Source organism: Ectobacillus funiculus (assembly GCF_004138295.1).
Classification (GTDB): Bacteria; Bacillota; Bacilli; order Bacillales; family Bacillaceae_G; genus Ectobacillus; species Ectobacillus funiculus.
This window is the reverse complement of record NZ_SCFM01000012.1, coordinates 112,256-131,752: the sequence shown is the minus strand read 5'-3', so window position 1 is coordinate 131,752 and position 19,497 is coordinate 112,256. Positions and strand designations below refer to the sequence as shown.

Here is a 19,497-nt window from a genome sequence, read left to right as displayed (position 1 = left end):
CTGTGTTAGAACGAACATTACGTGTATTAGAGTACGATAAAGTAAAAGAACAGCTCATGGAGCATGTTGCGTCCTCACTTGGACGGGATAAGGTCAGAGCCTTGCAGCCAAGCACGGATTACGATGAAGTTGTCCGGCTGCAGGAAACAACAGATGAAGCCGCAACTGTCGTACGCCTGCGCGGAAATGCGCCGCTTGGGGGCGTATTTGATATTCGGGCGAACATAAAGCGCGCAAAAATCGGCAGCGTACTGGGGCCGCATGAGCTGCTTGATATTTCAAGTACGATGCGTGCGAGCCGGCAAATGAAAAACTTTATTGAGGATTTGGCAGAGAACGGGCCGGAGCTGCCAATTCTTTTAACCTACGTGGAGCGCATTTTGTCTTTGCAAAACCTAGAGCGTACGATTAATAACTGTATCGGTGAAGGCGGCGAGGTACTTGATAGCGCAAGTGACAAGCTGCGCACAATTCGCCAGCAAATCCGCTCTGCCGAAAGTCGTATCCGCGAAAAGCTGGAAGGGATGGTGCGCTCCTCCAATGCATCCAAAATGCTCTCGGACGCGATTATTACAATCCGTAATGACCGATATGTTATCCCGGTTAAGCAGGAGTACCGCGGACATTACGGCGGGATTGTACATGATCAATCTGCTTCAGGGCAAACCTTGTTTATTGAGCCTCAGGTTGTAGTGGACTTAAACAACACACTGCAGGAAGCACGCGGAAAAGAAAAGCAGGAGATCGAACGCATTTTACAGATGTTAACCGTTGAGGTTGCGAACGATGCCGAGCTTATTCTTGAAAATGTGGAAGTTTTGGCGGAGCTTGATTTTATTTTTGCAAAGGCACATTATGCAAAGAAATTGAAGGCATCAAGGCCGGAGATCAACAATGAGCGCTATATGATGCTGAAAAAGGCGCGTCATCCGCTCATTGCACAAGAGGTTGTTGTACCAAATGATGTTGAACTGGGCGGCGATTTTACATCGATTGTTATCACTGGTCCAAATACAGGCGGTAAAACAGTTACACTTAAAACGGTTGGCTTGTGCGTACTCATGGCGCAATCCGGCTTGCAAATTCCGGTGCTCGATGGCTCGGAGATTTGCGTTTTCCGCAATGTATTCGCTGATATCGGCGATGAGCAATCAATTGAGCAAAGCTTAAGTACCTTTTCTTCGCACATGGTTAACATTGTTGATATCCTCGAGGAAGCTGATTTCGAAAGCCTAGTATTATTTGATGAACTAGGTGCGGGAACAGACCCGCAAGAAGGGGCGGCGCTTGCAATCTCGATCTTAGATGAAGTCTATAATCGAGGCTGCCGAGTTGTGGCAACAACGCACTATCCAGAATTGAAGGCATACGGCTATAACCGTGAAAAGGTTATTAACGCGAGTGTGGAATTTGATATTAATACGCTTAGCCCAACATATAAGCTATTAATTGGCGTACCAGGACGAAGCAACGCATTTGAAATTTCCAAACGCCTTGGCTTGATCGAACGTGTAATTGAGCGTGCCCGCGGACATGTGAGCACGGAAACGAACACAATCGACAATATGATCAGCAAGCTAGAGGAAAGTCAAAAAAATGCGGAACGCGCCTGGGAAGAGGCAGAGGATTTCCGCAAGCAATCTGAAAAGCTGCATAAGGAACTGCAGAATCAAATTATTGAGTTCAACGAGCAGCGCGACAATATGCTGCTAAAGGCGCAAAACGAAGCGGCAGAGAAAGTAGAAGAAGCAAAGAAGGAAGCAGAAACAATTATTCGCGAGCTTCGCCATCTTCGCAAAGAGCAGTTAGCTAATGTGAAAGAGCATGAACTTATTGAAGCAAAAAGCCGCCTAGAGGGGGCTGTGCCGCAGCTTGTGACGAAGAAGCAGAAACAGCAAGTGCAAACAGCACCGCAGAAAGCACTTCGACCTGGTGATGAAGTAAAGGTGCTCACATTCGGCCAAAAAGGACAGCTGCTGGAAAAGGTCAGTGACAAGGAATGGTCTGTGCAAATCGGTATCTTAAAAATGAAGGTAAAAGAAAAGGATATGCAATACATCAGCAGCCCAAAGCAAACAGAAAAGCGCACGCTTGCAACCGTCAAAGGAAAAGACTATCATGTTGGCCTTGAACTGGACCTGCGCGGGGAGCGTTATGAAGAAGCGCTGCATCGGGTAGAGAAATATATAGATGATGCTTTACTTGCGAACTACCCTCGCATCTCGATCATCCACGGCAAAGGAACAGGTGCGCTCCGGCAGGGCGTACAGGAATACTTGAAGAAGCACCGCGCTGTGAAAAGCTTCCGTTACGGTGATGCAGGAGAAGGTGGTCTCGGTGTGACGGTGGTAGAATTTAAATAATATTCACTGCATGTGTATTAAAATCCCTGCTAGACAACTCGTAACTGTGGTAGAATCTAAGTAATATTCTTCGCAAAAAGGGGTATCGGCGTATGTTTATGGAGAAATTGGCGAAGGTTTTGCTTGTGCTTTGCGGGGGATTTATGGCTGTTGGGGTTGTGTATTGGATGTTTTTTGCGTAAGGTGAGATAGAAATCCCGCTTGGCTCTCGGAATGGGAGAAGGTGGGATTTTTTATACCTTCAGACATCTTTTTCCTATATTAAGAAATCTCCTTTTTAAACAATGCAAGCAGAAATTTGAAACCCCTTCCATCCAAACCCTATAAGTATGCAAGAATTGTCAATTTCGTACATTTACAATATTAGATGTATTTGATACGATATAATTAAAAATTACTATATAAATCCATTCTGATGTATTGGCGTATCAATAATGAGAATAGATTTGTTGAATGGATATGTCAGAAAGGGTACATTGGCTAGATACAGTTTTCAGATGCTAAATGAATTTAATAGCTAGCATTAATCCAAAAAACAATATAATACATAATAGTTTGTAAGCTAAGTTAAATTAAAATGTAGTGGGCGTAAGCCTTTATTTATAGGAGAGAGAGTATTTACCAAATTTTGAATTATCAGAAGAGAGAAAAAATCTTATCACAAAGGAGAGTGAATCGTGAGGTTAACGGTAACGATGCGGCCTGTTAACAATTCTTTAAGGCTGCCTCTTAATTATCAGTATGCCCTGCAAGGGTTTCTGTACCGTTCATTAACAGAGACAAGCTTTGCTAGCTTCCTCCATGAGGTCGGTTTCCAAAAGGGAAAACGGACATTTAAGCTATTTACGTTTAGCCGGTTGTTCGGACCACATAGAATCTATACGAAGCAGAAACAGATTGAGTTTACTGACACTATTACATGGCATGTAAGCAGCGTGCTGGAGGATTTGATTCAACAGCTCAGGGAGCATTTTCTTATGTCTGAAACAGTGCAGCTAAACGGACAAACATTGTATATTAGCAAGGTTGAAGTGCGCAAGACGAGCATGCAAGAAGGATGTTATAAAATTAAGATGTTGTCACCAGTGACAGTGTATAGTACATACGAGCAGGAGGAACGGAAGAAAACACATTATTTTCAGCCGCCGGATCCTGCATTTCCTCACTTAGTACAGGCAAATTTTGTGAATAAGTATGAAGCATACTATGGGACAGTGCCTGAGCATGAGTTTAAAGTATCCCCCCTTGCAGAGGGGGAATTGTCCAAGGTTGTTACAACGTTTAAGGGTTATATTATCACTGGCTGGCTTGGGACATTTGAGGTAGATACATCGCCCGAGCAGCTGACTTTTGCGTACGATACCGGAATTGGCGGTAGAAATTCGCAAGGCTTTGGAATGTTTGAAATTATTGAGTAAACAAATGTCAGTTTGGGGATATATGGGATTCCTAAGCTGACATTTTTCTTTTTACACTTTAGGAACACTGTGTAAGTGCAACTGCGCCTCTGTCTTCGCCCAAGGTCAGGGCTCACCAATCAGCGAGTTTTCTTTACACTGTAAAAAGTATAAATTTCTAGCTAGAAGTGAATTCGACGTAGTCGGAAATTTTAGGAATACAGTATAAGTGCAACTGCGCCTCTGTCTTCGCCCAAGAGCAGGGCTCGCCAATCGGCGAGTTTTCTTTATACAGATATGCATATTTCCGTTTTGTTTTTTGCAGCCGCTGAATACCTTATATAAAAGAGCCATATAAGGGGAGATTCAAAATGGAGAAACCATGGCTGCGTCACTACCCCAAGGAAATTCCTCCTGTTATAAAGTATGATCTTCGGCCGCTGCATTCGTATTTGGAGGAAACTGCTTCTCAGTATCCAAATAAGAAGGCTATTCATTTTTTAGGAAAAGATGTGACGTTTTCAGAGATATATGAAAAGGCAAGGCGTTTTGCGTTGTTTTTACAGGTGAATGGGCTTCGGAAGGGAGATAGGGTGGCAATTATGCTGCCGAATTGTCCGCAGGCAGTGATCGGGTATTATGGTGTACTTCTTGCAGGCGGCATTGTTGTGCAGACAAATCCATTATATACGGAGCGAGAGCTAGAGTACCAGATGCGGAATTCCGGCGCTACCTTTATTTTATGTTTGAATCTTGTATATCCGAAGGTATCAGCTGTTGTGCCTTCAACATATTTACAGAATATTATTGTGACAAGTATTGGTGATTACTTGCCGTTTCCGAAGAATGTGCTGTATCCGTTCGTTCAAAAGAAGCAGACGAAGCTGATTGTAAATATACGAGAAACAGAGACGGTCCGTTTGTGGAAAACAGTTATGCATACATCGCCAAAGCACACGGATGTACCATGTGATCCTGCAAATGATTTAGCACTGTTGCAATATACGGGTGGAACGACCGGGGCTCCAAAAGGCGTGATGCTTACGCACGAGAATCTTGTTTCTAACACTGTAATGGCCATTCACTGGCTGTATAACTGTGAGAAGGGGAAGGAGGTTATACTTGGAGCGCTGCCGTTTTTTCATGTGTATGGCATGACAGCGGTAATGAATCTTTCCATTATGCAGGCATATAAAATGGTACTGATTCCAAAGTTTGATATTGATATGATGTTAAAGGAGATTAAGGAGCAGCGTGTAACGTTATTTCCAGGTGCACCGACGATGTACATTGCCCTGCTGAATCATCCAAGGCTGACAGATTTTGATGTATCTTCTATACGTGCTTGTCTTAGCGGATCGGCTGCGCTGCCTATTGAAGTGCAGGAGCAGTTTGAGTCACTCACAGGCGGAAAATTGGTTGAGGGCTATGGTTTAACCGAATCATCGCCGATTACGCATGCTAATTTTCTTTGGTCAGAGCGGGTGAAGGGGAGTATTGGGGTACCATGGCCGAATACGGATGCACATATTGTTTCGCTTGAAACAGGAGAGAGATTGTCTCCTAGAGAAATTGGCGAGTTGATTGTGAAAGGTCCTCAGGTGATGAGGGGATATTGGAAGAATGAGCAGGAAACAGCTGCTGTATTGAAGGAAGGCTGGTTATATACGGGTGATCTTGGTTATATGGACGAAGAAGGGTTTTTCTATATTGTGGATCGGAAGAAAGATATGATTATTTCAAGCGGATTTAATGTGTACCCGCGTGAGGTTGAGGAAGTGCTGTATGAGCACGAGAAGGTAAAGGAAGCTGTTGTCGTAGGGGTACCGGATTCATATCGGGGAGAAACGGTGAAGGCGTTTATTGTATTAAAGGACGATGTGATATGCACGGAGGAGGAGCTGGATCAGTTTGCTCGTAAGCTGCTTACAGCGTATAAGGTTCCGAGGGTGTATGAATTTCGGAAGGAGCTGCCAAAGTCAATAGTTGGAAAAGTTTTGCGGCGTGTATTAGCAGAGGAGGATACAAATGATAAGGTAGATTAGTTGGAATTATGGAAGCCTTTTCTTTTGGGAGGATGGCTTCCATGTATTCCTTTGGTAGGATCATATTGACAATAAAAGGGATTATCAGTATGATGATAACATGAATGAATAGTCATTCATTTTTTGTTAGAGGAGAAGTTAAATGTGAAGAAAAATAAGCCAAAATATTCTCAAATTCTTGATGCAGCTGTAATTGTGATTGCAGAGAATGGATACTATCAGGCGCAGATTTCAAAAATCGCCAAGCAGGCGGGCGTTGCAGATGGTACGATTTATCTTTATTTTAAAAATAAAGAAGATATTCTAGTGTCTTTGTTCGAGGAGAAGATGGGAGAGTTTGTCGAAATAATCAAAGAGCGGACAGCAGGAATTGAGAGTGCTGCAGAGAAGTTATTTATGTTAGTTGAGAGCCATTTATCCTTGCTTGCGGAAAATCATCATCTTGCCGTTGTGACGCAGCTTGAGCTTCGTCAGTCGAATAAGGAAATTCGCTGGCGTATTAATGAGGTGCTAAAGGGATATCTACGGGTGATTGATGAGATTGTGATGCTGGGTGTTGAAAAAGGAGAGTTTCAGAGCGATTTGAATGTTCGTATTGCACGGCAAATGATATTCGGAACGCTGGATGAAGTGGTGACCAACTGGGTGATGAGCGAGCGGAAATATGATTTGGTTTCCTTGATTCCTACGGTGCATGAACTTTTAGCAAACGCTTGCGGCTGCCGAAAATAAAAGGGGGTAATACATATGGGGTTCCTTACTGTAAAAGTGGAAGAGTATGTGGCTGTCCTTACAATTCAAAATCCGCCTGCAAATGCGATGGCGGCGGCAATTATTCGCAGATTGTCTGAAGTGCTTGATGAACTGGAGCAAAACGATAGCGTACGAGCGATTGTGATTCATGGCGAAGGTCGTTTTTTCTCTGCTGGCGCTGATATTAAAGAGTTCACAGTCGTTGAAGAGGCAAAGGATGCAGAGGAATTGGCGCAAAACGGTCAGATTGTGTTTGAGCGTTTGGAGAAGTATCAAAAGCCTGTTATTGCGGCAATTCATGGTGCAGCACTGGGCGGCGGCTTAGAGATGGCAATGGCGTGTCATATGCGTATCGTAAGCGAAAATGCAAAGCTCGGCTTACCAGAATTAAACCTTGGTATTATTCCAGGCTTTGCGGGAACACAGCGTTTACCTCGTTATGTCGGTAAAGCAAAGGCGCTTGAAATGATGCTAACGGGCGAACCGATTACAGGAACGCAGGCAGTGCAGTGGGGACTTGCGAATGCTGCGTACCCAGAAGAGGAATACCTGGAGGCAGCAATGAAGCTCGCGAAGAAGGCTGCAAGCAAGAGCACAGCCTCTGTTCGTGCCGTATTGGAGCTCCTTCAGACAGTGAAAACGTCTGAGTATTATGAGGGCGTGCAGCGCGAAGCCCAGTTGTTTGGTAACGTCTTCACTTCACCGGATGGCCGAGAAGGAGTCGAAGCATTTATACAAAAACGTAAGCCTATGTTCAGCGGTAAATAATTCCCTATATTTTTTCGAAAAAAATAAACTGAATATTTGTAATTCATTGTATGTTTTACATTTCGGAAGGGGAATGTGGAATGAACATTTACGTACTGATGAAGCGAACGTTCGATACAGAAGAGAAGATTGTTATTAAAAATGGCAGTATTTATGATGGGGAAGCTGAGTTTATTATAAATCCATACGATGAGTATGCGATTGAAGAAGCGATCCGTGTCCGTGACGCAAAGGGCGGTGAGGTGACCGTTGTAACAGTTGGCGGCGAGGATGCGGAGAAGGAGCTGCGTACAGCGCTTGCGATGGGCTGTGATAAGGCTGCACTCATAAATATTGAAGATGATGTAGAAATCTGTGATCAGTATACAACGGCGAAAGTATTGTCAGAGTATTTAAAAGATAAAGCTGCCGATTTAATTTTAGCGGGCAATGTGGCAATTGACGGTGCATCCGGCCAGGTTGGTCCGCGTGTCGCAGAGGCACTTGGCATTCCATATGTAACGACAATTACAAAGCTGGAGATTGATGGCGTGAACGTCCGCATCGAACGCGATGTAGAGGGAGATACGGAAGTGGTGGAAACAACGCTTCCCCTTCTCGTAACTGCGCAGCAAGGTTTAAACGAACCGCGCTATCCATCCTTACCGGGAATTATGAAGGCAAAGAAAAAGCCGCTTGCCCGAATGGATCTTGATGACCTTGATTTAGAAGAGGATGATGTAGAAGCGAAAACGAAGACGATTGAGGTGTACGTACCGCCAAAAAAAGCTGCAGGAAAGGTGCTGCAGGGTGATCTTGCTCAGCAAGTGAAGGAGCTAGTGTCTCTGCTGCATACGGAGGCAAAGGTCGTCTAAGTTTGTGAAGAGCGCCAAACATATCTCGGAGGTGGATGAGATGGCTCGTAAGGTACTGGTCTTAGGAGAGGTACGTGACGGTTCGTTGAGAAATGTGTCATTTGAGGCCGTGTCCGCAGCAAAAACAATGGCGGAGGGCGGTGATGTCATCGGTCTTCTGATCGGTGAGAGTGTGGCTTCCTTGGCTCTTCAGCTGATTCAATACGGTGCCGACCGCGTGATAACAGTAGAAGATGCAAAGCTGAAGTCTTATACATCTGATGGTTATGCGCAGGCAGTTTTAGCAGCGGTGGAAGCAGAGCAGCCAGAAGGTCTTGTAATGGGGCACACAGCACTTGGAAAGGATCTGTCGCCAAGGATTGCCGCAAAGCTAGGCGCAGGTCTCATTTCTGACGTAACAGCCCTAGAGGTTGCAGGAGGAAATGTTGTATTTACACGCCCGATTTATTCCGGTAAAGCATTTGAAAAGAAAATCATAACAGCTGGCCTGCTTCTTGCGACCGTACGGCCAAATAATATTGCACCTCTTGCATTAGATGAGTCCCGCACAGGTGAAACGAAGTCTCTTGCGGTTACGATTAAGGATTTGCGTACGACGATTAAGGAGGTTGTCCGCAAAACAGCAGAGGGTGTAGATTTATCAGAAGCGAAGGTAATTATTGCTGGCGGACGCGGTGTGAAAAGCGCGGAAGGCTTTAAGCCGCTGCAGGAGCTTGCAAAGGTGCTCGGAGGGGCAGTAGGAGCCTCTCGCGGCGCATGCGATGCTGACTATTGTGATTATTCGCTGCAAATCGGGCAAACAGGAAAGGTCGTAACCCCTGATCTATACATTGCTTGCGGTATTTCCGGAGCCATTCAACATTTGGCTGGCATGTCCAACTCAAAGGTAATTGTAGCAATTAACAAGGATCCGGAAGCGAATATTTTTAAAGTAGCAGACTATGGCATTGTTGGTGATTTATTTGAGGTTGTACCGCTTCTCACAGAGGAGTTCAAAAAGCTGACGGTTCGTTCATAGGATGATCTAAAGGGCGAGAGGGGATGATCTTCTCGCTTTTTGCATTTGCCTATGGGATAATCTCTTTCAGGCTTTGCTTTTTGAATGCAAGTCATGAATAAATAAAAAGCAAATTGAGACAATACATAACGGTACATAATATTCGCCACGCTGAAAAGATAGTGATATACTTTTGGTTAGATTCGCTATAAGGAGGAACTTAAAATGGCAATTGTAAACGCAACTGATCAAACTTTCACGAATGAAACAGGAGAAGGTCTAGTACTAGTTGACTTTTGGGCACCGTGGTGCGGACCTTGCAAAATGATCGCTCCTGTATTAGTTGAAATTGACGAAGAATTAGGCGGAAAAGTGAAGGTTGTAAAAGTAGACGTAGATGAAAACCAAGAAACAGCAGCAAAATTCGAAGTAATGAGCATTCCATCTTTATTTGTTATGAAAGATGGCCAAATCGTTGATAAAGCATTAGGCTATAAGCCGAAGGAAGCATTAGTGGAGCTAGTATCCAAGCACTTCTAATTTCAAATGCGGTTCATAAAAAATCTGGCACTAAAGGTGAGCTTTAGTGCCAGGTTTTTTATATTGCAGGAAATTTTAGGAATACAGTATAAGTGCAACTACGCCTCTGTCTTCGCCTAATGGCTTACCAATTGGCGAGTTTTCTTTATGGACAGATTTGAAGCAAGGGGTTAGAAAAGGTGATTTCTTTTTTTATTCCTTCATTATATGAAGTAAATGACCAGGTGGACAACTTGGTTAAAAACATAGTGGGGCATGTCCTGTTGTTAAGCTATCATGTATACTCCTTATATTAAAAGGGAACGGATAACATGAAAGGGGTGCAGGCTTATGAAACGAAAAAACACAAATGAAGCTGAACCGGTTCTTGCTCCTGGATTGGACCGTGGGCAGGAGCTTGAGCGAAGCGCAACGCCGGAAGAGGTAGAACGAGGCGAGTATACGAAGGTTTTCAAGCTGTCATTGGATGAAGTAGACGCGTCCGATCCTCAAGGGTAACGCTAATTCCCAAAAGGTCACGTTTTCAGTGACCTTTGGGTCAACTTACTATAGTTTGTTTTATCTTGTTAAGGAGACTGTAGATTTTTCGTTGTCACAAATCTCGCGAATATGAATAATCGACTCTTGATAACATAATAAAATGATTTTTAAGTATGTTGTTATACATAAAATATATGTATTATACGAATATTGTTAATCTTGCTAAGTTTAAATGTAAACATTTCTAAGAAAAACTCATTGACAATGATAATTATTCTCTCCTATAATGACGATAGTTAAAGTGAAAATCGTTATCACGTACAGAAATAGGGGGAGCAAGACATGAATTGGAAGTTAAAGGTATTATCAGCAGCAGCGGTAACATCCATTTTATTTGCGGGATGTGCTAAGCAGGAGACTGCAGGCTCAACAGAGACAAAGACAAAGACAGAGCAAGCAGAGAAAAAAGAAGAGACAACAGCAGAAGTAACAAAAGAAGCAATCGTGCAGGCGTATAAGGATGCAGTTACAGAGCTAGACAAAGCAAAGGCAGGACAAGAAGTTGATTTTGATAAGGTAACAACTTTATACAAAGAAAACCTGCAAACTCTTGTACAAGCACGTGATGCTGAATTTACAGAGCAAATTGACCAAACGATTACAGCAGCGCTAGAAGCGGGCAAAAAGAAAGAAATGGATCCAATTATCACGCGTCAGCTATTTGATAAATTGATGCAAAAGGAATTGTTCCAAACATTGCGTCATGAGTTTAAAGAAATTGATGAAAATTGGGGCAAGACAGAGGAAGTAAAGGAAGAGTATGAGGAAGCATTAACGTTCTATAAAGTGCTTGAAGGCACAGTAACAAAGCGTGATGCAGCGTACGGAACGAAGATGGTAGATACAATCAATGGCGGCTTCAGCGAAATGAAGGCAGCGATTGACAAAGGAGATAAGCTTGCATTCCAACTTGGCAAGCAGGTGGTTGATAAAACAATTATGAAAACATTCTACTTTGCAACAGGTGCTCTGCCGAACGGTTATGCAACAAAAGCAGCTGAGGAGGCAAAAACTGATGCAACAGCAGCAAAGATTGAGCAGGCAGAAGGCTGGGCTTTCTACCAGGCAATCTATCCATACTTGAAAAAGAACTCTCCTGAAGAGGGCGATGCAATCTTAAAGCAATTTGATCTGCAAACAGATGTGAAAACATTAGATCCAGCATTGGTGAACAAAACATTTGTACGTGGCTGGGTGAATGTGGCGCTTTCTGAGTATAAAGAAAGCCAAGAAATGTTCAATGAAGATAAAGGTGCCATTACAGCCATGGAAGGCGCATTGTTCATCAACATGATTGAGAGCGACTTGAAGACATTAATCGGCGAGCAGGAAACAGCAGCTTTAACAGCATCTACACAAGCGTACCTTGATGCTGCGAAAGCGAAGGACAAAGCAGCAGCTGATAAGGCTTTAGCTGAAATCAAGTCTGTGCTTGATAAAGTCGTACAAGCGACAAAATAAGCAGAAATCGGACGCGCTTTTACAAAAATCGTTTATACTAAGATGAAAGGACAACCTTGTTGGAAAGCAAGGTTGCTTCTTTTTGTTACAACAGTAAGAAAGCAGAGTTTTTAAATTGCTGTCTAGCTCCAGCGCTCAGACCCTCGCAGTCAAATAATCTTCACCGCAGAAGGAAAAAAAATCGCTTTTCATGGTGAAGAACACAAGCAATAATTCTGTGTATTTGTTCCGTCCGAATCATGCGTTTTGTGCGCAGGTTGTTTGTCTGTCGGCGTTAACTAGGGCGCTTACGCTTTTCTTACACTTTAAGAAAGTATAAATTTCTAGCTGGATGCTAATTCGACGCAGCGAGAAATTTTAGGAATAAAGTATAAGTGCAACTACGCCTTTGTCTTCGCCCAAAGGCAGGGCTCGCCAGTCGGCAAGTTTTCTTTATAGAAATGGAGGAACTGCACGTGAACATTCTTATTACGGGAGGCGCTGGGTTTATCGGCAGCCATTTGGCGCTTCGTCTTTTGCAGGATGGAAAGAAAGTTGTGTTATTAGATAGCTTTCATCCGCACTATTCAAGGGAGCGCAAGCAATATCATATTGAACAGGTGCAGCAGCATGGAGCAGTATCTTTTTATGAGTGCGATGTGCTGCATAAAGAAGATCTAAGGGCTGTCATACAGCAGGAAAAAATTGATACAGTTGTTCACTTAGCTGCCTTGCCCGGTGTACGTCCTTCTTTGGAAATGCCGTCCTTATATATAGATGTAAATGTAAAAGGAACAACTAATATTCTCTCATGTGCAGGAGAAGAGGGAGTTAAGAAGGTGGTATTCGCTTCTTCCTCTTCTGTGTATGGAGAGCAAGTGGGAATGCCGCTTGCCGAGCATATGGCTAATGGAAAAGTATTGTCTCCGTACGCCGCTTCCAAGTTTGGCGCAGAGTCGCTTTGCTATGCGTTTCAATATATGTACGGCTTTCAAGTAAACATATTGCGCTTTTTTACGGTATACGGACCTTGGAGCCGACCTGATATGGCGATTGGGATTTTTTTGCGCAAGCTGCTTCGGCAAGAGGGGATTAGCGTGTATGGCACAGGAACCGGCCGCGATTATACATACATTGATGATATTGTAAACGGCATCGTGCTTACGCTAGAATCTAAACATAGCGATGTGTACAATCTCGGCTCTCATGCTCCTGTACTGATGACGGAGCTATTAGATGAGCTCCGCCGTTATTTCCCAGCTATGCGCGTAAAGCAAGAAGAAGGGAGAATGGGTGATGTGACGTCAACATGGGCGGATATTACAAAGGCACAAACGAAGCTAGGCTATCAACCGAGTGTTTCGTTTGAGGAAGGTTTAGAACGGACAGTTGTCTGGGCAAGAAAGCATGCGCATCTTCTTTAGGATTGTTGGTGTTGCTTGCTTGTTTTTGTTTGTTGGGTTGTCCTTTCATGTGTTGGATTTACAGTCCCTTTTCATGCAGATGCGATCTCTGTTGCATCGTCCCATTTTACTTGCTTTGCTCGTCGGCTTGTATGGAGCTTCATTTTTGCTGAAGACTTATGCCTGGCGTTTATATTTGCATGAGAAGATTACGTTGCGTGAAGGATTGTACGGTTTGTTGTATAGTCTGCTTGTAAATCATTTGTCACCACTGAAAATCGGTGATGCTGTCCGCATTGCTGCTGTGACGAAACGGGGGCGTGTTTCCTGGGCGGAAGCAGCGCAATCTGTTATTGTGATGCGCCTGCTCGATTTGTTAATACTTGGCTTGTTCGGCGCCTTTGGGACGCTGCTCCTGTTTCAGCAGCTGAGTGTCCGTGTGCTGCTGTTTGTGTTGGGCAGTGTCCTGATGTTAATCATCGCCTTATTTTTGCGCCATAAAGCCCCTAGCTTTCTTCAGAAGCAGCTCCAGCAGCTAAGCAGTGCTTTGCAAGGAGGGCGCGGCGCAGCTATCGTTTTGCTCGTTGCGGTGAGCTGGATTTTTGAAGCTTTCGTTATTTTTGGCATAAGCAGCAATGTTTCCTTCTGGGAGGCTGTATGGGTAAATAGCGTTACCATTGCCGGTCAAGTATTTCAGCTAACACCGGGCGGGGTCGGTACATATGAAACTGTGATGACATTTGCGCTTAGGGCTGTTGGTGTGCCCGTGCAAAAGGCGTATGAATGGGCGCTTCTTAGTCACGGCTTTAAATTTTTGTTTTCATATGGAGCGGGATTGCTTGTCTTTCTTATATATCCAATTCAGCTTGCCTCGTATCTGCGCTATAAAAAGAAGGGAGAGACTAACGAGTGGAGGAAGTAAAAAAAGCATCAAAGTTTGAGAAAGTGGCGGCACGTTGTTGGAATTTATTAAATGAAGGAAAACCGTTTACGCCGATATTTGTTATTGGAACATTCCTTTTGTTCCATATCGCAGAAGTTGGAACGGGAAGCTTTTGGGGGAATATGCTCGGCAGCCTTCTTCTTGTGCTGCCGCTCCTTGTTTTATACTATATATTTGATTTTCCATTATTTCTGCGAAACTATTTATGGATTCCGTTCATTGCTTATTTGATGATGTTTGGACAGTTTACATTATCTCTTTTGCTGCTGGCAATCGGGTTGTACTTCTTTTTTACCGTCTTTTTTTGGGGAACGTTTTATTATCATTTACGCATTGGCACGTCGTGGCTCAATTTCACGCGTTTTTGGAAGCTTGTCTTAAAAAACAGCGATTCTACAAGCGGCAACGCGCAAGAACAGCTGCCTAAGTTTTTGCTTGTGCTGTCACTTTGGCAATATGGTTTTAATGCACTCTCTGCGGGCGGCTTTGCCTCTGTTGATATTTCGTTGCTTCTTATGTTTTACGGCGGATTATTGCTATATACAATCATTTTGCATCGTAATTTATTTGATTGGAAGCCAAAGGCGATTGCGACATATACGAACAATGCGCCTGTTCCAACAGAAGCTATTAGCGATAAGGTTGTGGTCATTGTCATTGACGGTATGAGAAAGGACCGTTTTGATGTTGCGCATACACCGTATTTGGACTCTCTTCGAAAAAATGGTACGGAGTTTACAAATATGGAAACAGTGTATCCAGCTCGGACAGTCGTTTGTTTCTCGTCCATGTTTACCGGTACGTACTCATTTGAGCATGGAATTAAATCTAATATGGTTTGGAAGCACGGCGTAAATGTGGAAAGTATTTTTGACTCGCTTCGCAAGATTGGGAAAAAGGGGAAAATGCTTGCAGTAGCCCACCTTGTTGATGCATTTGGCGATGATGTAGAAACATACACAGCTGTGATGAAGAATGATATTGTAGATTCGCAAATTATGAAAAAAGCCAAAAAAATTATGGATGAACAGAACCCGGATTTGTTCATTGTACAGCTTATTTCAACAGACCAAACTGGTCACAGTCGCGGGGTATTATATGATGAGTATCTTCAAAAAATATATGAAGCGGATCAGCATGTAAAAGATTTTATTGGGCATCTGGAGAAAACAGGAAAAGCAGAAAATACGACTTTTATCATTTGTGCGGATCATGGACAAGCGGATGGCATCGGCGGACATGGCCATTTAGATGAGGGAGAGCGGATTGTACCGTTTTTTATGTACGGTCCAAGTATTAAGGAAGGCGTTCGGATTGAAGAAAAACAAAGTTTAGTATCCGTTGCTTCGACAATCGCGTATTTGCTTGGGGCTCCGTATCCGTCACACAGCCGCGGCCCTGTTTTGTTGGATGCTGTTGAGGAGAGAAAAAAAGGATGAAGCAGCATGTGATTGTATTTTTACCGGCACATAATGAAGAAGAGGCTATTGGTGAGGTGATTCGCAATGTGCCGCGTTATTTTCATCCGGATGTTTTCGTAGAGGTGCTAGTTGTTGACGATGGATCAACCGATGGAACAGTACGAGCTGCAAGAGAAGCAGGAGCCGATTATATCGTATCAAAGCCTGTAAATGAGGGTCTTGGTGCAGCGGTACGGACTGCACTTGGGGAGTGCTGTAAGCTCGGGGCTCACATTGGAGTCATGATTGATGCCGATAACGAATATCCGGCGGATGAAATTCCTGATATTTTGCTGCCCATTTTTGAAGGGAAAGCTGATTATACGATGGGATCGCGTTTTTTAGGAACGATTCGCGGCATGAAGCTGCATCGAAGGCTTGGGAACTATTGCTTTACACTTTTACAATCTCTGCTTCTTAGAAAATGGATCTATGACGGACAGTCTGGTATGCGTGCCTTTTCTCGCCAGGCGATGGAGCATGGGGAAATTGTGCATGATTACAATTATGCGCAGGTGCTAACCTTGAATTTGGTAAGAAAAGGATTTCGTGTTCAAGAGGTTCCCATTACGTATAAGGTACGAGAAACCGGGGAGTCCTTCATTAAATTTCGAAAGTATCTGTTCAATGTGCTGCCAGCTATTTTTCGAGAAATAAGCCGCCCTGTACGGCAGGTGCCCATTGATTATGAGGCACATTTGTTAACAAGTGAGAAGAAATGCTCCTAATGAGTATTTCTTCTCTTGACAATAAAATTGATAATCATTATCATTAAACGCGGGAGGGAACTAGTTATGAAAAAGTTTATTTTATCCTTTTTAGTCGCAATTTTTGCAATATTTTCTATACATACGAGCATCTTTGCGTATTCGTACGGAAATCCGAACGAGGAAGCCATTGCTGAGGCTTATAAGCAAATGGCCACGAAGCTTGATGAGAATCCGCCAAACTATACAGAAGCAAAAAAGATTTATGAAACGGTTCGTGAAGAAATTGATATGCATATGGGACCAGAGCCTTCTAAAGCAATTATGCAAAACTTTGAAAAAAAGCAAAAAGATGAGCTTACACAAAATATGCAAAAGCTCCTTGTCCTCAATATTAACCGCCGTTTGTCGAGTATTGAGGAAAACTTCACCGATTATGATACGGGCAAGCGATTGCTGGCAAAGGGATTTGCAACCTATGAAACACTTTCGCCAATAATCGCAAGCAAGGATAAAGAGCTTGATACAAAGCTGCGCGGTGAATTTAACAAGGCACTTGAAGCACTTGGAAATCCAGGATTGTTCGGAGTTGGAAAAAAGGAAGCAAACAAGGATCAGTTCGTAGAAAGCAAAAAAATCATTTTAAGCAATTTGCAGACGGAATTTAAAGTCGAAAGCTTAAAGTCTGGTCACTTTACAGCGGCTGGTGAGGAAACGACATCAGCAGCGAAAAAGACAGAGTGGACAGATCTCAGCAGCTTGAAGAACTGGCTGCCAATTGTCATCATTGTGATTGTGCTTGTTGGTGTTATTGTATATGCAGTACGAAAAAGAGGGAAATAATGAAGGACTATGAAGGGGAGGAAGAGCAATGCAACTGCAGGCGTTTCTCATTACGTTTCGCGAAGTGCTGGAGGCTTTGCTAATCGTTGGCATTATTACAACGTACTTAAAACGAACAGACAATAAGAAGTTTGTGAAATATGTTTGGATGGGGGCAGGTCTTGCGGTTGCAGCGAGCTATTTCATCGCCCTTCTTTTTCAAGTTGTATTCACGGGCTTTGCGGCCATGGGCAGCGAGATTTATTTGAAGATTGGGATTATGTTTGTTTCAGCCATTTTGCTCACACAAATGGTGTTTTGGATGGCAGAGCATAGTAAGGACATAAAGTCTAGCGTGGAAGGAAAAATGGGGCAGTTCATTACAGCTGGAAACGTTATTGGTATGGTTATGCACTCCTTCCTTGTTGTAGTACGTGAAGGTGTTGAAACAGTCTTTTTCTTTGCGGCGATTACGGGCGGCAACATTGGTCAGGCGATGCAAGGATGGGGAGCAATCTCCGGTGCAGTTGCAGCTGCACTGGTGAGCTATATGTTCTTTAAAGGAACGATGCGTATTTCACTAAAGGCTTTTTTCAAAACGACAGGAGTGTTTATCGTTCTTATTGCAGCTGGTTTACTTGTGCAGGGAGTAGGCATTTTACAGGATATCAAGCTTTTGGGCAGCGTAATCCCTCATTTATATGATATTACATGGCTGCTTCCGGAGCATCCAATTGATTATGATCATTATTTACGCGATACAGGAACTGCACCGCTGTTATCTGGTGATATCGGTATTTTCCTAAAAGCGTTTCTCGGTTATTCTTCGATGCCGTCGATTGAAGAGGTGATTGTGTATCTTGGCTACTATGTTGTAATTTATTTGTTCGTTTCATCGAAGCAGCCAAGCACAAAGATCAAAGCGGAACCGGCGAAAAAAGTATTACAAGCAAATAATCAATGAATTAAAAGTACAAGGCATGCGCCTTGTACTTTTTTTAGCAGGTAAGTAAGGGGGAGTTATTATGCATTTTGTAAGGAGAGCAGCAATTGTTTTGATTATAGCAGCAGCCATTATCCGCTTTTTATATGCAAGTCCATTTGCTTCAACGTGGGATGAAGTGGATTTTGCTCTCGCGCTTGATGAGTATGATATAGCGAATATGCAGCCGCATTTTCCTGGATATCCGTTTTTTATTTTGGGAGGAATGGCGATCCATCATTGGATTGGCAACCCTACGCAGGCACTCGCTATCCTGAATGCCGCGTTGGCAGTAACCGCGATTTTTCCCATGTACAAACTGGCACGCCGTTATGTAACAGTTACACAATCTTTCATTGTTGTTGCGTTATTGCAAACAAGCAGCTATTTTTCGATTCTCGTCACGCAATCTATGTCAGAGGGAGCTGCGCTGTCAATTGTTTGGTGGTATATGTGGGTGCTCATAATTGCTTTTGAACAGAGGGGATTTCGTTTTCAAGTCCTGCCGCTTGTATTGTTTGCGCTTCTCATGGGAATCCGCTTATCGTATGCTCCGTTTGGGATTGGCATTATGTTTCTTTTATTTTGCAGGCACAATCGAAATACAATGCGGGTTGTTTCCCTCATTTTGCTTGCTGCTTTGCTGCAGTTGATTTGGGTAAGTGCGCTTGTCTGGAATGTGGGAGGAATAGACGGACTTTTAAAGCTAGCCTTCGGATTTGTAGAGGGGCACTTTACAGAGTGGGGCGGGGCTGTGACAGAAACAAAAGAACCGATTGTGTCGAGGCTGTATCGTCTTGTTGTTACCAATATTGTATACGTTGGCGTTCTTTCCAAATCGCTTGTTTCAGGTGTTATCCTTGCTTTGCTCGTTGCTTTCTTGGTGGTTCCTAAGAAGAGGCACTTTCATAGGGAGATGAAATGGGAGACGCAGCTGCTTGTTGCGATAACAGCAGTTTATTTTCTCTGGAATTTACTTGCACAAAATATTGATAAACCGAGACATTCCTATCCAATTGTTATGCTCTTCTTGTTTTTGTTCGCCGTTTCCTCTGTAAAGGCACGTCCCGTGAGTCAGTGGCTGCTTTTGATGTTTTCTATCGCACAGCTGGTGACCGGGCTGGCTTTTGTGAAAGAGCAGGCTTCACAGGAACCGGCTACCTATCAACTTGCACGCTACCTAGAGGAGCGGAAACAGCCGCTTATTGTATACACATGGGAGGAAACGAGAGTGATGGATTATTTGCGTGTATCATATGAACATGAGCGCTTTTACACATATGACTATTATTTACAAGACAAAAAATATCGGCAAAATGATACAATATACGTTACGAACCACCTCATAGATGGATTTCGCAAGCAAGGGGCGCGGGTAGAAGGGAATCTGAAAAAGGTGGCAGAGTTCCGATCGAATCCTTTATTCGACCCAGTTTACAGTGAAATTATTTTATATGAATGGAGAAGCAACTAGAGGGGGAGA

The 19,497-nt window shown here is 43.4% G+C and carries 17 protein-coding genes; all 17 read left to right on the top strand.

The window, feature by feature from the left end; genetic code table 11:
- Nucleotides 1–2: 2 nt before the first annotated feature.
- The 17 genes from EP737_RS09680 to EP737_RS09605 all read left to right on the top strand — a co-directional run bounded on the left by EP737_RS09680 (nucleotide 3) and on the right by EP737_RS09605 (nucleotide 19,488).
- On the top strand, nucleotides 3–2,363 hold the full coding sequence (locus EP737_RS09680; protein ID WP_129727767.1) for an endonuclease MutS2: 2,361 nt from the start codon (nucleotides 3–5) through the stop codon (nucleotides 2,361–2,363).
- A gap of 677 nt (nucleotides 2,364–3,040) precedes the next feature.
- Nucleotides 3,041–3,781, top strand: coding sequence for a CRISPR-associated endoribonuclease Cas6 (gene cas6, locus EP737_RS09675; protein ID WP_129727766.1), 741 nt, complete (start codon nucleotides 3,041–3,043; stop codon nucleotides 3,779–3,781).
- 350 nt (nucleotides 3,782–4,131) lie between these two features.
- Complete coding sequence (locus EP737_RS09670) at nucleotides 4,132–5,805, top strand: AMP-binding protein (protein WP_129727765.1); 1,674 nt, start codon at nucleotides 4,132–4,134, stop codon at nucleotides 5,803–5,805.
- A 144-nt stretch (nucleotides 5,806–5,949) separates the two neighbouring features.
- Nucleotides 5,950–6,537, top strand: coding sequence for a fatty acid metabolism transcriptional regulator FadR (locus EP737_RS09665; RefSeq protein ID WP_129727764.1), 588 nt, complete (start codon nucleotides 5,950–5,952; stop codon nucleotides 6,535–6,537).
- 15 nt (nucleotides 6,538–6,552) lie between these two features.
- On the top strand, nucleotides 6,553–7,326 hold the full coding sequence (locus tag EP737_RS09660) for an enoyl-CoA hydratase (RefSeq protein WP_129727763.1): 774 nt from the start codon (nucleotides 6,553–6,555) through the stop codon (nucleotides 7,324–7,326).
- Nucleotides 7,327–7,406: 80 nt separating this feature from the next.
- Nucleotides 7,407–8,180: an electron transfer flavoprotein subunit beta/FixA family protein gene (locus EP737_RS09655; protein WP_129727762.1), complete on the top strand. Its 774-nt coding sequence runs from the start codon at nucleotides 7,407–7,409 to the stop codon at nucleotides 8,178–8,180.
- 40 nt (nucleotides 8,181–8,220) lie between these two features.
- Nucleotides 8,221–9,198, top strand: a complete 978-nt coding sequence (locus EP737_RS09650) for an electron transfer flavoprotein subunit alpha/FixB family protein (RefSeq protein WP_129727761.1) — start codon at nucleotides 8,221–8,223, stop codon at nucleotides 9,196–9,198.
- A 204-nt stretch (nucleotides 9,199–9,402) separates the two neighbouring features.
- On the top strand, nucleotides 9,403–9,717 hold the full coding sequence (trxA, locus tag EP737_RS09645) for a thioredoxin (protein WP_129727760.1): 315 nt from the start codon (nucleotides 9,403–9,405) through the stop codon (nucleotides 9,715–9,717).
- Between the two features lie 330 nt (nucleotides 9,718–10,047).
- The gene (locus EP737_RS25515) at nucleotides 10,048–10,215 is read left to right on the top strand and encodes a hypothetical protein (RefSeq protein ID WP_165350738.1); all 168 of its coding nucleotides are present in this window, start codon (nucleotides 10,048–10,050) and stop codon (nucleotides 10,213–10,215) included.
- Nucleotides 10,216–10,539: 324 nt separating this feature from the next.
- Nucleotides 10,540–11,718, top strand: coding sequence for a hypothetical protein (locus tag EP737_RS09640; protein ID WP_129727759.1), 1,179 nt, complete (start codon nucleotides 10,540–10,542; stop codon nucleotides 11,716–11,718).
- Between the two features lie 455 nt (nucleotides 11,719–12,173).
- Entirely contained in the window at nucleotides 12,174–13,121 is a 948-nt protein-coding gene (locus tag EP737_RS09635) for an SDR family NAD(P)-dependent oxidoreductase (protein ID WP_129727758.1), read from the top strand.
- Complete coding sequence (locus EP737_RS09630) at nucleotides 13,087–14,022, top strand: lysylphosphatidylglycerol synthase transmembrane domain-containing protein (protein WP_246040214.1); 936 nt, start codon at nucleotides 13,087–13,089, stop codon at nucleotides 14,020–14,022. Before EP737_RS09635 ends, EP737_RS09630 begins: the two co-directional genes overlap by 35 nt.
- Nucleotides 14,010–15,482 (top strand): alkaline phosphatase family protein, encoded by a 1,473-nt coding sequence (locus EP737_RS09625; RefSeq protein ID WP_129727756.1) that lies wholly within the window; start codon nucleotides 14,010–14,012, stop codon nucleotides 15,480–15,482. The genes EP737_RS09630 and EP737_RS09625 overlap by 13 nt, the downstream gene beginning before the upstream one ends.
- On the top strand, nucleotides 15,479–16,231 hold the full coding sequence (locus EP737_RS09620; RefSeq protein WP_129727755.1) for a glycosyltransferase family 2 protein: 753 nt from the start codon (nucleotides 15,479–15,481) through the stop codon (nucleotides 16,229–16,231). The genes EP737_RS09625 and EP737_RS09620 overlap by 4 nt, the downstream gene beginning before the upstream one ends.
- Nucleotides 16,232–16,297: 66 nt before the next feature.
- Nucleotides 16,298–17,053: a hypothetical protein gene (locus tag EP737_RS09615; RefSeq protein WP_129727754.1), complete on the top strand. Its 756-nt coding sequence runs from the start codon at nucleotides 16,298–16,300 to the stop codon at nucleotides 17,051–17,053.
- A 28-nt stretch (nucleotides 17,054–17,081) separates the two neighbouring features.
- Complete coding sequence (locus EP737_RS09610; RefSeq protein WP_129727753.1) at nucleotides 17,082–17,996, top strand: FTR1 family iron permease; 915 nt, start codon at nucleotides 17,082–17,084, stop codon at nucleotides 17,994–17,996.
- A 61-nt stretch (nucleotides 17,997–18,057) separates the two neighbouring features.
- Nucleotides 18,058–19,488 (top strand): glycosyltransferase family 39 protein, encoded by a 1,431-nt coding sequence (locus EP737_RS09605; protein ID WP_129727752.1) that lies wholly within the window; start codon nucleotides 18,058–18,060, stop codon nucleotides 19,486–19,488.
- Nucleotides 19,489–19,497: the final 9 nt, after the last annotated feature.

Bases quoted from the DNA above. Each gene is read 5' to 3' on its own strand.
- EP737_RS25515 (WP_165350738.1), top strand. From the start codon at position 10,048: ATGAAACGAAAAAACACAAATGAAGCTGAACCGGTTCTTGCTCCTGGA.
- EP737_RS09655 (WP_129727762.1), top strand. From the start codon at position 7,407: ATGAACATTTACGTACTGATGAAGCGAACGTTCGATACAGAAGAGAAG.
- EP737_RS09620 (WP_129727755.1), top strand. From the start codon at position 15,479: ATGAAGCAGCATGTGATTGTATTTTTACCGGCACATAATGAAGAAGAG.
- EP737_RS09640 (WP_129727759.1), top strand. From the start codon at position 10,540: ATGAATTGGAAGTTAAAGGTATTATCAGCAGCAGCGGTAACATCCATT.
- EP737_RS09660 (WP_129727763.1), top strand. From the start codon at position 6,553: ATGGGGTTCCTTACTGTAAAAGTGGAAGAGTATGTGGCTGTCCTTACA.
- EP737_RS09650 (WP_129727761.1), top strand. From the start codon at position 8,221: ATGGCTCGTAAGGTACTGGTCTTAGGAGAGGTACGTGACGGTTCGTTG.
- EP737_RS09610 (WP_129727753.1), top strand. From the start codon at position 17,082: ATGCAACTGCAGGCGTTTCTCATTACGTTTCGCGAAGTGCTGGAGGCT.
- trxA (WP_129727760.1), top strand. From the start codon at position 9,403: ATGGCAATTGTAAACGCAACTGATCAAACTTTCACGAATGAAACAGGA.
- EP737_RS09605 (WP_129727752.1), top strand. From the start codon at position 18,058: ATGCATTTTGTAAGGAGAGCAGCAATTGTTTTGATTATAGCAGCAGCC.
- EP737_RS09615 (WP_129727754.1), top strand. From the start codon at position 16,298: ATGAAAAAGTTTATTTTATCCTTTTTAGTCGCAATTTTTGCAATATTT.
- EP737_RS09670 (WP_129727765.1), top strand. From the start codon at position 4,132: ATGGAGAAACCATGGCTGCGTCACTACCCCAAGGAAATTCCTCCTGTT.